Origin of the sequence: Helicobacter didelphidarum (genome assembly GCF_003364195.1) — a bacterium.
In the GTDB taxonomy this organism is placed as follows: domain Bacteria; phylum Campylobacterota; class Campylobacteria; order Campylobacterales; family Helicobacteraceae; genus Helicobacter_A; species Helicobacter_A didelphidarum.
On sequence record NZ_NXLQ01000005.1, the window covers coordinates 76,983 to 93,433 of the forward strand.

Genomic DNA, 16,451 nt, shown 5'->3' on the forward strand with positions numbered 1-16,451 from the left:
TATCATAAGATTTAAAAAGAATCTCTATTCAAGATATTTGAATATATAAGAAAAAATAATAACATAAAGGACTAATAATAGAAATATGCAAGATGAAAACATTATTTTAGAGACAAAAGATTTAAGGAAAAGTTTTAAAAATTCCCATGATGGTGAAGTTGAGATTCTAAAAGGGATAAATTTTTCTTTAAAAGAGCGAGAAGTTGTATCCATTATTGGACCAAGTGGCTGTGGTAAAAGCACTTTTTTGCGTTGCTTAAATGGCTTAGAATCAATTAATTCAGGAACAATCATTTTTGAAAATAAAATATTAGATTCTAAAACAAACTGGAGAAAGATTCGACAAAAAATAGGTATGGTATTTCAAAGCTATGATTTGTTCCCTCATCTTAGTGTGCTTGATAATATCTTACTTGCTCCAATAAAAATCCTTAAAAAAAATCGTGCTATAGCTACACAAGAAGCAATGCAATGGCTCAAAAGAGTTGGATTAGAATCAAAAATAAAAAGCTATCCAAAAGATCTAAGTGGTGGGCAAAAGCAGAGAGTAGCAATCGTGCGTAGTTTATGTATGAATCCTACAATCATGCTTTTTGATGAGGTAACTGCGAGTCTTGATCCAGAAATGGTAAAAGAAGTGCTTGAAGTTATAAAATCTCTTGCAAGTGATGGCATGAGCATGATTATTGTTACACATCAAATGCGTTTTGCAGAGGCGATTAGTGATAAGGTTCTATTCTTTGATAAAGGAATAGTAGCTCAAGAGGATAGTGCAGATATTTTTTTTAAAAATCCAAAGACAGACCGTATCAAGCAATTTTTAAATATTTTAGATTTTGAGTAATAAAACCTTTAATGAGTTGCAAGATTCTAAATATAATGGTTCTAGTTTTACTATTTAGCTTAGTAAATAAATATTTATGGTAAAAAAGATTGTAAAAACAAGTTTAGTTTGTAGATTCATAAATTCTTTCTTGTAATTATTAAATAATTGCAAGAAAACAATACCTAGAATACATTAACCTCTAAAAAGTATAGGAATAACCAATTGTTCCTATCAGCATTCGTGTTATTTGAGTTTCAGTGGGTATCGGATCACCACCTCCTCCTCCTTGTCCAGGTTCTGGCACATGTTTCAATCCTAAGCATGGTATTTTCATTGTTAAATCGATTCTATGTTTTCCACCAGCAATGAGACTCAAACCAAGATTTACAGGTAAAATAAACCCATCAGCAACTTTAGTTGTAGTTTGCACGTTTTGTTCATTAATGTTGCTATTCATCAATCCATAGCCAACTCCAATCCCAGCAAATGCACCAAACGAAATAGAATCTGAATTATAGAAATTAATCAGTGCATCTACATTAAAAGTAATATTATGCAATGAACTTAGATTATTAATATTTGTTGTTACATTATTTTCAGTTGTTTTTGTGTTCCCAATATTAAATCCATAATTATAATCTACATAACCTCTTACACCAAAAAGACTACCAAAATAATGACTATATCCCAACTTTAAACCAACATTAATAAACGCAGGTGCAGTAGTTGCAAGAACTTTTGTTGTGCCTTGATCTATTGTAGTTGTGTCGCTGAAACTAATTGTATATCCTGTGTCAAATCCTATGAATATACCACTTCCTCCCTCATCGCCTTCTGCAAGAGCGATGTTTATATTATCATAATAATATAAATAAATTAATTATTGATATGATAGAAATTGAATATATTAATTAATAGTAGTGATGTGTAATAAAATCACTTTTTAGAGTTTCTTTATTTACTACATTCTATCCATAAATCTCAAAATCTCATATCTACCCCCATACACAAATGTCAATGTATAGCAATCCAAACATATAAAGCACTAAAACATGCAGAAATCTCAAATGCACAAATTTAAAGTATAGCTTATAATGTTGGCTTTCTGGAAGTCAAAGCAACATAAAAAGAGAGATTTACAATATTTTATTGATTATTTATTCTTTTTAAGGTATCATGCTCAAATCAGATTATAGTTGCTTTATGGGGGGTTATGCAATTATAATTCAGTGTATCAGCAAAAGGAAGTGGTGTATGTCTTTTATTTTCAAAAGGCGTTTTGGTTTTAGATTTGTATATAACAAAAATATCCAGATGCCAATAGACAAAAAGAGTGCTTTATCAAAAAATAAACCTACAAAATCTTACAACAAGCCAATTTTTGTTTCACTTTCATTCCAAAATTTTCTACAACAATCAGAATCTAAAATATTGACTTGTAGGAATATGCTTTTACCTCTTTGCTTGAGTGCCTTGCCTATCCTCTCTTTTGCAAATGGATTTAAGATTCAAGAGCAGAGCTTAAATGCAACCGCACTAAGCTCCGCGTATGTCGCGGGGGCAAGAGGGGCTGATGCGAGTTATTACAATCCTGCAAATATGGGGTTTAATAATGATTGGGGTGAGAATAAGCATGAATTTGAATTTGACTTTTCTATCATCAATATACCCGGCTTTAGCTTCCAAGTGCCAAGCACAAATCAGGGGTTAAAATCGGTTACTTATATGGAGTATGGTGGAATTGTTGGAGCATTAAAACCCGTTATGGATACATTGGGAATCCAACTTATACCAGGCAGAATTGAATTGCAGCATACAGAACCAGATACAAATATCGTAGATGGCTCAACCGGTGATACAAATTTTATGCTCCCAAAGTTTTTTTATAAATCAAAAACTTATAATGGCTTTACTTTTGGAGCAAGCTTCATTGCTCCTAGTGGTTTAGCGATGAAGTGGAATGGCAAAGGCGGAGAGTTTTTACAAGATGTCATGATATTTTTGATTGAGTTTGCTCCATCGATAAGCTATACCTACAAAGATATTTTTAGTGTAGGCTTTGCCCCTAGAGTCCTCTATGGTATGGGGACATTTAATAATGTCGTATATGTCCCATTAGGAAGAGATGATCAACAACAACAAAATCCAAGTGGTGATACATTACCTGAAAATTCAACAAATCCAAATGCAAATAAAAATTGCACTCCTTCATTTAACCCAGATATTTTAAATACCTTGCCTGATGGGCTTATCCCTTCTGATATGGCGGGTATGTTGGATATGCTTATTGATAATCCTATATTTCATCCTATTTTAGGATTACAACCAAATTCCACGAGACTTGATGCAATCAAAGCATTGGTCAATAAGATTCAGACTTGTCTTGTTGGCACAGCACAGGTCGTGCAAAAGAGTAATGGGAGTGATTTAGGCTTTGGATGGCGTATAGCTACCTCTGTGCGTGTAGGCAAAGGTGGCATGTTCTCTTTAACTTACAATTCCCCTGTTGCGATGAAATTTGAGGGAAGTGTGAGTGCGGATACAATCATTGGAGGACCCGTTGGGAGTGTGCGAATGGACGCACCACTCTATCTCTATGTAACTATGCCAGAGATATTTACAGTAGCTTATAGTCATGATATTACCCTACCCAATAAAGCAAAGTTGCGATTGGAAGCAGTCTATGAGAGGACATTTTGGAGTCAAGGTAGGAAATTTGATACAGAGTTTGGCTGGGATCAAGCAAAATTTACTGCGAGTCCGGGAAGTGTGCCTGAAAGTTTTACTCAAGATCAACTCAAAGATATGGTAAATCTAGCAGATTTCTCTGCGGTTGCTATGGGGAATGGCTGGGTTGATACTGATACTTTCCGACTGGGACTAAGCTATATTGGCAAAAGATGGCGTCTCATGATGTCTGGTGCCTATGATCATGCTCCTGTGCCACAAACTGCGATTGGGATACCTGATAGCGATGGATATATGGTTGGTGTTGGTGCGAAATATAATTTTAGAAACTTTGATATTGGTCTTGCGCTTAGTCAGACTTTTAAAGATAGCTCACGAAGTATCTATGCGGGAACAGGTGTAGGACAATTGCGTATCGCTACCTTTAGCTTAGGGTATCGCTGGTAAGATAATGTAAGATTCTAGAATTACTTTCGGATAAATTTTTGCAAACCAATAGACAGATAATTGCAAGATTTGTTATGCAAAACCCTTAGAATCTTTACTTTTATAAAAATTTAAAAGTATTTCTATATTTATATTTTCTCCTTTAGATTGTATGGATATAGTTTTTATTGAAAGTATTAAGCATTTTCGTGATATTGAATCAACGCAATATCGCATACATATTTGGCATACTTGACATAATAATTTTATTGAATGCTCCATTCATAACTTTATCCATATATGTATCAATTTTACTTTTTTTCAACCACACAATTTCACTTACTCCAGACATTGTAACAAGAGCGTTAATCGCATTATCCATTGTTCCAACTTCATCTATTAATCCCAATTCTAATGCTTGTTTCGCACTAAATACTTTCCCTTCTGCAAAATCTTTTGGATTTTTGGTTTTGAGCTGCTTTGCTCTAGCTTTGATAACATCTGTATAAAACATTATATATTGCTCATTGGTAAGATTCTCAATAAATTCTCTCTCTTTCATACTCCATGTTCGCATCATTGTGCCAACTTCTTTATATTCTCCAGCAGTCGCACCTTGTGTCTTAACTCCAATTTTTTGCATAACTTCTTCGAGATTTAAACCACTAAATATCACACCAATAGAACCTATCAATGCACCGCGATTCGCGTATATTTTATTTGCATACATACCAGCGTAATAACTTCCACTCGCCATGAGAGATTGTACATAGGCAATAACAGGCATTTCTTGGCTTAGTTTTTGTATCATATCAGCTATCTCAATGCTTGCACCTACTCCTCCACCAGGTGAATTGATAATTAATAAAACACCCTTAATATTTTTATTTTTCTTAATAGATTCAATTTGTTGTGCAAATGTTTCACTTTCATAAATTGGGAAATTTAAATAAAGTTTTGCTAAATTTGGCTTACGATTCTCCTGCACATCATCACTTGGTATAAAGATAAAAAATAAAATAAGCAATAAAATAATACTTTTAAAATAAGTATTGATAAAACCCAAAGAATCTTTAATAAAATTCCATATTGTTTTTAAAAAATACATAAAACTCCTTGATTATGTGTATGTAATATCTTACAATTAAAAATAGTATTATAAACTAAAATATTTAAAATTTCATCAGAACATGATTCTAAGCATAGCATTTGTATTTTTCTTTTCATAATTTTAGCCTCTTTATGCTTGCTTCAGCAAGATTGCACTCTCAATATATTGCTTCATTAGTGCTTTTATGCTTTTTGTAAGTTGTATTGACTTATTATTGTATGTTTTTTATAATTTTGAATAAGCAGTAGCAAATAACCTTATAGATACAATAAAGGAAGAGATTATGTCAAAGAGTATGTCTAAAAAAGAAACTCATCTTAAGAATATAGAATCTTGTATGCAGAGTTTATGTGATATGGTTGGTGAAGATTCCAATCGAGAAGGTTTAATAAAAACTCCACAAAGGGTAGCAACACTTCATAATTTTCTTTATAGTGGATACGAATATAATCCAAATGAGATTTTAAGTTCTACCTTTAATGAGGGTGTATGCAACGAAATGATTATTATTAAAGATATTGAATTTTATTCAATGTGTGAGCATCATCTTCTACCATTTTTTGGAAAAATCTCAATCGGGTATATCCCAGATAAACAAGTTGTTGGCATTTCTAATTTTGCTAAACTTGTTGAAATCTTTGCTCGGCGATTGCAGATTCAGGAAAATTTAACCAAACAAATCGCTGATACAATTATGGAATCTCTAAGACCAAAAGGTGCAATGGTGGTATGTGAAGCTTTACACTTATGTATGGCCATGCGTGGCACAGAAAAACAAAATGCAAAGATTCTCACTTCTGCTGTGCGTGGATTATTTCAAAAAGATTCCCGCACAAGAGCAGAATTTATGCAACTGATTAAAACATAATAGAATAGAGTATCCATATTTTATGCACTTCTAATTTATTTCCTTGTTTATGTTAGCTTTAAGATTCTTGTGTTGTTATAAAATCTTGCGTGGGAATATTTTTTGTAAAATACACAAAAAACTAAGCACTTATTCTGGTATTTCAAAAATATTATATTTCAAATATACTTTCTCTATTTCTTTTGTTATAATTGTAAAATATACTATTTATATTTGTGAGAGAATTTTCCACCATAAATAAGCTTTTTGGGAGTTTTGCTCATCTATTAAATATAAAGCTAAATTACACCACAAAAAGGGGAAGCATGTTGTGTGTTTATACAAAAGCAGAGAATGGCTTAGTGCAAAAACTAAATTTTAATGCAGAAGATAGTATCTTACCAACCAACATTTTGTGGATGGATTTATTGCATCCCACAACCCATGAAATGAATTATATTATCCAAAAATATCACCTGGACATTCCTACCCAAGAAGAAAGGGAGGAAATTGAATTAAGTTCAAGATATTGGGAAGACAATACTTCAATAACAATAAATACACACTTTCTTATGCGTGTAACAGGCAATGAACTAACACTTGTAAATGAGACAATTACTTTTATGACAACACAAAATATTCTTTTTACTATTCGATTTAACGATTTTAAAATTTTTGATGAAATACAGCATAGAATCTTAGCAAGCCCTAAGAATTTTGAAGATGGCTATGATATTTTGGATAAAATGTTTGAAGTGCGTGTGGAGAAAGATGCAGATATTTTGGAATGGATTGATAAAGAAGCAAGGAAATTAAGAATCAATGTATTTGGAGAAAGAAATGAATATACTTATGATACAATGCTCAAAGGTATTTCAAGCTTACAGGAATTAAACATGCGTGTACGTGATTCTCTTTTTGATAAACGACGTGCTATGACCTCTCTTATTAAAAGCGATAAAATTGATAGTGATATAAAACGCAATCTAACAATTGTTTTAAAAGATTTAAATTCCCTTGTTGAATTTAATGTCGCACAACTTAATGTTCTTGATAATATCCAAACAATTCTTGCTAGCCAGATTAATATTGAACAAAATAAGACTATCAAACTCTTTACTGTTGCAACAGTGGCGATGATGCCACCAACACTCATTGGCACAATTTATGGTATGAATTTCGATGTCATGCCAGAGTTAAAATGGGAATGGGGGTATCCAATTGTCATTATAATTATGCTTGTTTCAACAATTATTCCTGTTGTAATCTTTAAGAAAAAAGGCTGGTTATAATATACTTGTTGCAAGTAAAATTATGTTTACAACCTTTATGTTGCAGAATCTGCAGTCTTGGTATCTCTATTCTTAAAATACATCATTTAATTAAGAGATTTGGTAAAATTTGTTAGTTAATTTTTAAAGAAAACATTTTTTTCACACAAATAATATAAAATGAAGAAATTATCATATTAATTTCAAAAATTAAAGAGGCAAAATGAATGAAAACTGCAAAAATCAAAAAGTAACAAGTGGTTTTGTAAGTGTAATAGGGAGGACAAATGCTGGGAAATCGACACTTTTAAACAATATCATACAAAGTCCCCTTGCTCTTGTCTCAAAAAAAGCAAATGCAACGCGTAAGAAAATGGATTTTATTGTGCCTTTTCAAAATAACGAATTTGATTCACAAATTATATTTCTTGACACTCCCGGTTTACATAAAAGCGAGAAGATTTTAAATGAATATATGCTTAAAGAAACTGCAAGTGCAATGCGTGATTCTGATTTATGTGTTTTTATTTCTGTGGCAAGCAAGAATAACAAAGAAATTGAACACTATAAAAGTTTTTTGGAAACTTATAAAAAAAAACATATTGTAATTTTAAATAAAATTGATACTCTAACTCACGATGAATTGCTGGCGAATCTTGCACAATACCAAGAATTTGAATCACATTATTTCTCGCTTATACCAATTAAAGCAAATAATCTTAATGTGTATGATAGAAATCTCATTTTGTTGGAAATCTCCAAACATTTACCTCATCATCCACATTTTTATGATAATGATATATTAAGCACAATTCTTATGCGTGAAATCTACAAAGAAGCGATACGAGAGGTTATCTTTGAATTTTTTAGTGATGAGATTCCCTATGAAAGTGATGTAAAAATTCTTAAAGTAACAGAAGAACCTCATTTAATACGGATTAAGGCACAAATTATTGTCGAAAAAGATTCTCAAAAAGCAATTATCATTGGCAAGCAAGGCAAGACAATCAAAGCATTAGGCACACTTGCAAGAAAAAAATGTGAACAATTTTCAGAATCTAAGATATTTTTAGAATTGCATGTTAAGACTTTGAAAGGTTGGAGCAGAGATAAAACTTTATTAAAAAAATTGGGTTATGACATAGATAAGGAATGATTTTGCATATTTGATTGTCAAGAAAATCATAAAACTTAATAAAAAATGATATTTTTATAATTTTCTGACTAAATTTTATCAATTATGAATATATTGCAGAACATCCCTATCGTAGAGAGAAGTTTCTACGATAAAAACTATAATATTTATTGGCTATAAAAACATCAAACCCAATCACAAATCCCTATGAGATGAGCTTTAGCCCTATGCTAGAGACTAAAATAAGGCTTACGAAAAATAGTTTTGAGGCATTTTTGCTTTCTTTGAAAAGCACAATGCCAACAAGCACCCCACCCGCTGCACCAATGCCCGTCCATACCGCATAAGCCACGCCCATAGAGATACCACGCATAGCCAAAGAAAGTAGCCAAAAACTTAAAGCAAACTGCACGATAATGCCTAGCAAATATATTTTGCTATTTGTTTCTGCAAATTTTTTCACCGCAACCACCCCCACAATCTCCATCCAACCAGCAAAAATAAAAAATATCCACCTCATCTTACACCGCCTGTGGAATCAGATTCTATAATTTGATTGATTGCATTTGATTTTTTGCACTCTGTAAGCGGAGATTCTATGATGTGAGAATCTCTTGTGGGAGAGAATGATTCTCTATCGCTCAAATTATCGTCATTGTTGTGGGAGCTTGTGAGCTTCAGTCCTATCACGCCAAGCAATAATGTAAAAATCAAAGAGACTTTTATCAGCGAAAAATCCTCACCAAATATGACAATCTCACTCACCACGACACCAGCCGCACCGATACCCACAAATACCGCATAGCAAACACTTACTTCAAGCCGCTTTGTCGCTACAATCATACTTACAAATGAAATGATAATGCCTAGCATAGTGAGGGCATAGAGTATGAGAGTATCCGCGTATTTCAGTCCGCTGACCCAAAAGCACTCCACAATACCACCAAAAATGACCAAAGCCCAAGCCATATTTTGACTATGACTTACCATATATTTTACTTTTTGCCATAATGACAGAGAATCTTTTTGCATACTTCATCCTTTTCTTTTTATAATCTCAAAAAATAGCAATAAAAGCCTATTAACACGAACAAAATAGCTACAAATGTGTATTTTCCAAAAGAATAGGGAGCTATAAATAAGAAGTGCAACAAAATGCAATGAGGAATTGAATGCTGAAATGATAACCATCAGTGCTAATCATCATACCTACAAGCCTTTATAAAAATATAAGAAATTAAGTTTGTTTTTATAAATGAGGCACAGATTATATCATATCATTTTTAATAGTGGCTTTGGGCTTTGTCTGAAGCCACTATAAAGAATCTTATTCTTTCTTGATATTATCTCAAATGTTTCATTTTAAATGCTCTATTCAATAGAATAAATAACATGTGGAGATTCTAATTCCAGCTATAATTTATCCATAAAAGTCAATAGATTAGCATAAAAAGTTAGAATCTTATTTACTCCCATGTAATCTTAAAATATCCTTGTAGTGTTCTATTCGTCTATCACGCAAAAATGGCCAAATATCACGCACTGACTTTGTCCTTTCATAATCGATACACGCATAAAGAATTTCTTCTTTATCATTGCTTGCTTCACATAGAATCTCACCTTGTACACCACACACAAAACTATTACCAAAAAACCGAATCCCCTGTGTCATTCCACTTAAATCAGGCTCAAATCCCACACGATTGATACTTGCCACAGGCACACCGTTAGCAATTGCATGTCCTTGCTGAATTGTTCTCCACGCATAGAGTTGATTGCGTTTTTCAAGCTCATCATCACCATCAAACCAGCCAATTGCCGTAGGATAGATTAAAATATCTGCTCCATTTAAACACATAAGCCTTGCAGCCTCAGGAAACCATTGGTCCCAACATATTAAAACACCAAGCTTTCCAACGCTCGTTTGAATAGGGTAAAACCCTAAATCACCTTGAGTAAAATAAAATTTTTCATAAAATTGTGGATCATCAGGAATGTGCATTTTACGATACCTTCCTGCAATCTCCCCATTTTTCTCAAAAACTATTGCAGTATTGTGATAAAGTCCCGCAGCTCTTTCTTCAAAAAGTGAAGTAACAAGAACCACTTTGTTTTCTTTTGCAATTTGTGAAAAAAATGCGATATTTTCTTCAAATTTTTTTGCAAATTCAAAGTATTTTGTTTCTTCGCTCTGACAAAAATACTGTGTTGTGTGCAATTCTTGCAATAGAATCAAATCAGCCTTTTTGCTTGCTTCTTGAATACACTCTCTAGTTTTTTGTTTCATTTTTTCAGAAAGCTCAAATTGCCATTGCTCAAGTCTTGTAGAATCATTGAGATTTTTATCAATAAATTCATCTTGTTGATTAAATACATAACTTTGCTGAATTAAAGCTACCATAAGAGAATTCTTTTGTTTCATATGTTTTATTGTATCCATTGCATAGTTTCCATTATTCATCTTCATAATCTAAATCGGGACTTTCATAGTCATCATCATCATAATTAAAATGTCTAAAATCTCTATCATAATCAGAATCTTCATAATCTTCTATATCATCATCGTATTGTGAATCATCATCAGTATATTCATTATCCAGCGTTTCATCATAATGTGCCATATTATATCCTTACAAAAATAAAATAATGTAGGCATTATAGCTTTTAATTTATAAATAAGTTTCATGTTTTTCTTAAAAAAAATATAAAAATTTAGGAATTATTTTTGCTTGATACTTTAGAATATTTTATCAATCTCAATCAAGGATGTTAAAGATGATTAATACAAATAATGCTTCATTAAATAGTTTAGGCTTAAATAATACAAATACTCACTATATTAAACGCGAAATTAGTGTGCAAAATACTATTGCAGCAAAGCAGAATGAGGAAAATATTCAAGAAGCTGATAGTTTTGAACAAAAACGACAAACTTATGGTTTAGCTATTTTAGAATTAATGAGTGATCAGGAATATCAAGCATGGATGCGTGCAACTGCAGGTATGACTGAAACAGAAAAGATGCTTGCTGTACAAAAGCTGTATCCATTAGCAGATATTGAACGTTTAAAGAAGTCAAAAATGGAATTTCACCCACAAGAAGCACAATCACTAAATATTGATACACAAAATTCACATGCGAATATATCGCTCGACCCGTATATTATTAATGCAAATAAATTAAATGGAATGAAAGTATTTAATGCAAATTCTGATTTTGTTCAACGTTATCGCAATGCTTTTGAAAATCTAGATATAGGCGTTAGCATGAATGGCTAAAACTGCATTGTGGTTTGTTGATATAATGCTTTTATGAAAATCTGTTGCAAAAGATACAAATGATAAAATACCTAAAAAGCAATCATTAAGCGAGATGGATATATAATTTCACAAATATTATATAATCAATGTGTATTTATTTTCCTCCATTATTTGGAGTTACTAAAGCATGTGGTGTAAGATTTGTAGCATGATACACAAATGCGTTATAGGCTCGAGCATAATATTTGATTATCATTTGCTGCATAAGATGCTGTGTTGATGGAAAAAACCATGCATTATTGCTTGTCATAATAATATATTTTGCACCTGTTTGATATGGTAAAGCCATTGTTCCCTCATAACAGTTTGCATTTGCTATCGTAAGTCCATTATATTCAAGTTTCACAACTTCTTTGCCTTCATTAAAACTAAATTTTTCTTCAAATAACCATAAAGCAATAGGTCCTAAGATTGTATTCAATGGTAATGTCTCCCCAAAAGGAACAAGGGCGATTTTATCCGCAACAATACTTTGACCATACGCAAAAATAAAAGTTGAATTAAAGAAACCTTCTTCATTGCTTGGCATATTAAAATAATGTGGTTGATATTTTTCCTTATCATTTTGTTTTACGGAATCATATTTTATAAAAGGAATATTTTGATTCTTTAACATATCCAATGACACAGACGAACCATCTTTAGCTTCAGAGGGAATAAAAAGATTCTCAAAAAAGAAAAAAGAATTTTTTATGCTTGGTATATTTGGGTTATTTGTAAGAATATTGTTTTTTTGCACGGTATGTAATAGAGAATCTTGTGTATTTGTATCTGAAGACTGCAAACGTATTGAACCAACAAAAATAATAATATTCTCACTTAATTGAAGTAATTTTTCATAAATCTCCTTGCGTGTATTTAATACAAATGTGAAACTTGTTTCAGGTAAAATAACCATTTCATATCCCTCACTAATCGCCTTTTCAATTTCTTTAAAGTTCGCTGCGATTATTTTATTCTGGGAGTCTAAATGCCACCGTTCATCTTGTAAATAATGTGTTTCTATAATTTTTGCATGGAGTTTTGGAGATTGTATCTCAAAATTATAATCAAATGCGAGAAGGAGAAAAAGTGGGGCAAGAAATCGCACTTTTGATGAAAGAGCAACACACCATAGGAAAACAAGCACACAAACTAAACCAAAGAACGAAGAATTAAAAATACTATAAGAACTTAAGTACGCAATATTTAACCAATTAAATCCTGTTGGATGTAGGACAAAAAGAGAAAGACAAGCAAGGATTCTATAAAATACATTCTCAAAATATAATAAAAACCAAAAAAATATTGCATATACTAAACCAACACACAACATACTTAAGGGAATAAATTCACTCAATCCATTAAAACGGAGGCTAAGAGTCATCCAATAAAATCCAAAAAGTCCACTAAAAAAACCAAAGGAGAACCGATATTGACGTGGAAAAAATACAAAAATAATTGCAGAGATAGGATAAAAAATACTTACAAGCACATAATCATTATTATGCAATACAGAAAAGACAAAGATATAAATAAATAATAGTATCCAATTATATACTATATAATATTCTTGAGAAAAAAATCTATAAAAAATACTAGTAAGCATATTTAATTTCGTATTTAAGGAAGATTGTTCATATTCTTTAGCTTTTATTCTAGATATTTCTTGTGTGTGTGTAGGTTGAGACTTTATAGAATGTGGATTCAAGAGTTCATTATTGTGTTGTGTAATCGAATCATTGATAAAATCTCTTTTTTTTAATGTTACTAATCTGGGTTTTAAGAGTAAAATACCTATCAAGCAAGTGATGAAACCAAATACAATTTGAAATGCAAAATAGCCCCAATATGCTATACTTTTTTCTTTAGTTAGATTCTGATTATTGTGTTGTGTCAAAATGTCATTGGATAATTTTTGCATAGAATCTTTATTTGCAACTTGTGTAGCATATGAATCTTTTATAAATTTATGGTTATCATAATCTCTTTGCGTTGCAACTTGTTGTTGCACTGATAGTGTTTGGGGGAAGAAATATTCTACAAATGATGTATGAAATGCAAAACTAAAAAAACCAAACCAAAAAATCAACGCACCACATATTCCTACAATAATATGCTGCATTATATTTTTAAGTTTTTTAAACTTCTTTTGTCTATTTTGCGAATATTGATTCTGCTTTATATTATTTTGTTGATTCTTAATATCTTGTGTTTGCTGTGATGCAATATCATAAGAATCTTCGATAATCCTTAAAAAAATGAAATTCTTTTGGAATAATCTCCAAATATTTTTACGAATATTTTGTATGTGTATTTGTTCTTTAAAAAATAAATATCTTTCTCCTTTTAATTTTGTAAATAATCGAGTAAAAAATCTCATGTCTTCCTTTCTTTAATCAATTTACAATTTCACACATTATATGCAATTTATTATAAGTTTTATAAGATTAATTTATCTTCTTATTTTCTACAATAAAATCTTATTATAAAGAATATCAAGTATTAATTCTGGTGTAATAACATCAACACGAAATCCCTGTAATTCATCTCTATTAATGTCATGAATAATTGGTTTTTTTATATCAAAGATTCCAAATGGTGTAACAATAATATGGTTATTTTTATGATTTATAGGTGCATATCGCATTGGATTATATGATTTGGTAAATGGAAAGATACTTATTGTAGGAGTGTCAAGTGCACTTGCTGCATGAAGTAATGTTGTATTATTAGAAATAAAAACTTTTGCATGACTTATCACTCCAAGCATAATCCGCATATATCCATGTTTATAAGGCTTTTTCTTTTGTGCCTGTGCTTTCATAATTTTCTTTATAAGATCTTTTTTTTGTATCTCTTGTTGTTCTTGTGTATCCACATTGATTGCACTATCATCTTTATTGTCTTGAGTTGCTGATAGACTTTGTGTTGAAATATTAAATGTTGATTCTTGTTGATAAGACTTGAGACCCTTTGTTATTCGTTGATTATTTTTAATATCCTTCTCTTCATATGGTAATACCTGACTACTTACTTCGGTTTTATTTGATATTTTAGAATCTTCTTGTTGTATTGTATTATCTTGATTTATTTGTTCTTTTAAACCATCTCCTTGAATATCATTAAGGTCATTAAATTCATCAACATCACCAAACATAAAAAGATTTTTTTCACTAAGATTCGCATAGTTTTTAATCATTAACTTGTACATGTCAATCTCAAGTTGTGTACCTACAATCAACACACAATAACTTGTTGCAAGTTCATTTGCAATTTGTAAAAAATTTTTAGTAGCCCAACCCATTGCATTCTTGCTATTCATATTGCAATTTGCATTACTTGGGGAGATTACAATATAATCTGATAAAGACGAATTTGTAAATTTTTCCATTAAATAATGTTGCGATTCATTTTTTTCACTTATATTAAGATAAATCTTTGGATAAAGTGTTTGGTTTGGACAACCAAGCGATTTTAAAAGATCAAGATTATATTGAATCTCATGCTTACCGCCACTCCTTTTTTGTTTTACTTTATAGTTGAATAAAATAGAGTGAATACTTGAAAAAATACCAATACGTGTCTTAATACCTGCCATAAATGCAGCTAATGTACTCTCTCTTTCATCAAAAAGGGAAAGAGAAAAGTCAATTTCTGCATGTTTCAATGTTCGTGTAATATGTTTTTCATCAATAAAAAAAAGTTTGTTGAGATATGGATTATGTTTGAAAAAATCTTGCATACTTGAATGAATCAAAAAACTAATACTTGCATGTGGAAAATATGTTTTTAAAAATTCTATACATTGCAATGAAAGAATAACGCGTACTCCATTAGTATAACTTTGAGTCTGAATAAGAAGAAAATGATATGATTTATTTGGATTAATTTTTAACATAAGAGACTCTACTTTGCTTCTATTTTTCTCACATTAATCTTTATCAGTAATATAAGAAGCTTTTTTATAATGTTTTATCTGTTGCAAAGATTTATTTTCTAATTGTGAATCTTGTGGCACAATCTTATATTGTGTTGATAAAATATCAAGAATTTCTTGTGTAATTGTTTCTTGCAGTCCATTCGCATTAATGATTTCATCACTCTGTAACTCATAAAGTTTTTGTCTTTGCATATAAAGATTATATGCTTGTTTTATATCGTTAAAAAGTGGTCGTATATTCTGCCTTTCTTGTTTGATTTGGTTTTGTATGCGTTCCATAATTACATTAAAATCACTTTGAAGATAAAAACGGATTCCAAGTTTTTTTGTATCATTAAAGATAGGCATACCCCCTCCTGTAGCAATAATATGATTTTGTTTTTGACTGAAATATTTTATAAAATCAGCTTCTAAAGTGCGAAAAAAACTTTCACCTTTACTCACAAAAATATCAGATATTGTTTGTCCATATTGCTCTTGTATATATGTATCGCTATCAAGCCAAGTATAATTTAACCTATTTGCAAGTTGTTTTGCAGTGCTACTTTTACCACTACCCATAAACCCAATTAAAACAATATTTCTCATAATAGCACTTATTTGTTCCTACTATTAATTTTCATGATATACATTATATCATAAAAAACTTAAGCACACAAAAATAAAAAGGTGACTTACAAATAGCACATTATTTATTCCTCATTATAAAACTTCCATGTATAATAAAGTATTCTTTTGGAGTACATCTACCCCCCCCTCCCCTTCTAAAACTTCTTCTTATTCACATCTGCTAGTATTTGTGCTGCTACATTATCTACTGCTGTGCTTATATCTTTAGAATGATTAGCTATTTCTACATTCTGTTGTGTAATAGTCTCTAATTGAGAGATAGCTTCATTGATTT

At 31.0% G+C, this 16,451-nt stretch carries 15 protein-coding genes; 6 read left to right on the plus strand and 9 right to left on the minus strand.

The annotated features are described in order from the left end of the window. Positions 1-85 precede the first annotated feature (85 nt). Positions 86-844, plus strand: a complete 759-nt coding sequence (locus CQA53_RS04035; RefSeq protein WP_115542740.1) for an amino acid ABC transporter ATP-binding protein — start codon at positions 86-88, stop codon at positions 842-844. Positions 845-1,025: 181 nt separating this feature from the next. Here the strand turns inward: CQA53_RS04035 and CQA53_RS04040 are convergent, their stop codons facing one another. Next, complete coding sequence (locus tag CQA53_RS04040; RefSeq protein ID WP_181882355.1) at positions 1,026-1,517, minus strand: outer membrane beta-barrel protein; 492 nt, start codon at positions 1,515-1,517, stop codon at positions 1,026-1,028. Positions 1,518-2,080: 563 nt separating this feature from the next. Here CQA53_RS04040 and CQA53_RS04045 point away from each other — a divergent pair. Beyond that, on the plus strand, positions 2,081-3,961 hold the full coding sequence (locus CQA53_RS04045) for an OmpP1/FadL family transporter (RefSeq protein WP_245945635.1): 1,881 nt from the start codon (positions 2,081-2,083) through the stop codon (positions 3,959-3,961). Between the two features lie 199 nt (positions 3,962-4,160). On the opposite strand, the gene sppA is transcribed toward CQA53_RS04045, so the two are convergent. Further along, on the minus strand, positions 4,161-5,030 hold the full coding sequence (gene sppA, locus CQA53_RS04050; RefSeq protein WP_407918838.1) for a signal peptide peptidase SppA: 870 nt from the start codon (positions 5,028-5,030) through the stop codon (positions 4,161-4,163). 304 nt (positions 5,031-5,334) lie between these two features. Here sppA and folE point away from each other — a divergent pair, with 304 nt between their 5' ends. The 3 genes from folE (at position 5,335) to era (ending at position 8,325) form a co-directional block, all read left to right on the plus strand. Then, the gene (gene folE, locus CQA53_RS04055) at positions 5,335-5,919 is read left to right on the plus strand and encodes a GTP cyclohydrolase I FolE (protein WP_115542743.1); all 585 of its coding nucleotides are present in this window, start codon (positions 5,335-5,337) and stop codon (positions 5,917-5,919) included. A 305-nt stretch (positions 5,920-6,224) separates the two neighbouring features. Further along, positions 6,225-7,190, plus strand: coding sequence for a magnesium/cobalt transporter CorA (gene corA / locus CQA53_RS04060; protein WP_115542744.1), 966 nt, complete (start codon positions 6,225-6,227; stop codon positions 7,188-7,190). 202 nt (positions 7,191-7,392) lie between these two features. Beyond that, positions 7,393-8,325, plus strand: coding sequence for a GTPase Era (gene era, locus CQA53_RS04065; protein WP_115542745.1), 933 nt, complete (start codon positions 7,393-7,395; stop codon positions 8,323-8,325). Between the two features lie 184 nt (positions 8,326-8,509). Here the strand turns inward: era and CQA53_RS04070 are convergent, their stop codons facing one another. The 4 genes from CQA53_RS04070 to CQA53_RS12265 all read right to left on the minus strand — a co-directional run bounded on the left by CQA53_RS04070 (position 8,510) and on the right by CQA53_RS12265 (position 10,925). Continuing rightward, positions 8,510-8,824, minus strand: a complete 315-nt coding sequence (locus tag CQA53_RS04070) for a DMT family transporter (protein ID WP_115542746.1) — start codon at positions 8,822-8,824, stop codon at positions 8,510-8,512. After that, on the minus strand, positions 8,821-9,336 hold the full coding sequence (locus CQA53_RS04075) for a DMT family transporter (protein ID WP_245945637.1): 516 nt from the start codon (positions 9,334-9,336) through the stop codon (positions 8,821-8,823). The genes CQA53_RS04070 and CQA53_RS04075 overlap by 4 nt, the downstream gene beginning before the upstream one ends. A 430-nt stretch (positions 9,337-9,766) precedes the next feature. Further along, positions 9,767-10,591 (minus strand): carbon-nitrogen hydrolase, encoded by an 825-nt coding sequence (locus tag CQA53_RS04080; RefSeq protein WP_115542761.1) that lies wholly within the window; start codon positions 10,589-10,591, stop codon positions 9,767-9,769. Between the two features lie 166 nt (positions 10,592-10,757). Beyond that, positions 10,758-10,925, minus strand: a complete 168-nt coding sequence (locus CQA53_RS12265) for a hypothetical protein (protein WP_181882356.1) — start codon at positions 10,923-10,925, stop codon at positions 10,758-10,760. Positions 10,926-11,079: 154 nt separating this feature from the next. On the opposite strand from CQA53_RS12265, the gene CQA53_RS04085 reads away from it, so the two are divergent. Further along, complete coding sequence (locus CQA53_RS04085; protein ID WP_115542747.1) at positions 11,080-11,583, plus strand: hypothetical protein; 504 nt, start codon at positions 11,080-11,082, stop codon at positions 11,581-11,583. A 136-nt stretch (positions 11,584-11,719) separates the two neighbouring features. Here CQA53_RS04085 and CQA53_RS04090 read toward each other — a convergent pair whose 3' ends face one another. The 3 genes from CQA53_RS04090 to CQA53_RS04100 form a co-directional block, all read right to left on the minus strand. Next, positions 11,720-13,987, minus strand: coding sequence for a hypothetical protein (locus CQA53_RS04090; protein WP_115542748.1), 2,268 nt, complete (start codon positions 13,985-13,987; stop codon positions 11,720-11,722). A gap of 87 nt (positions 13,988-14,074) precedes the next feature. Continuing rightward, positions 14,075-15,505, minus strand: coding sequence for a glycosyltransferase family 9 protein (locus CQA53_RS04095; RefSeq protein ID WP_115542749.1), 1,431 nt, complete (start codon positions 15,503-15,505; stop codon positions 14,075-14,077). Positions 15,506-15,538: 33 nt separating this feature from the next. Beyond that, entirely contained in the window at positions 15,539-16,135 is a 597-nt protein-coding gene (locus tag CQA53_RS04100) for a shikimate kinase (RefSeq protein ID WP_115542750.1), read from the minus strand. Positions 16,136-16,451 lie beyond the last annotated feature (316 nt).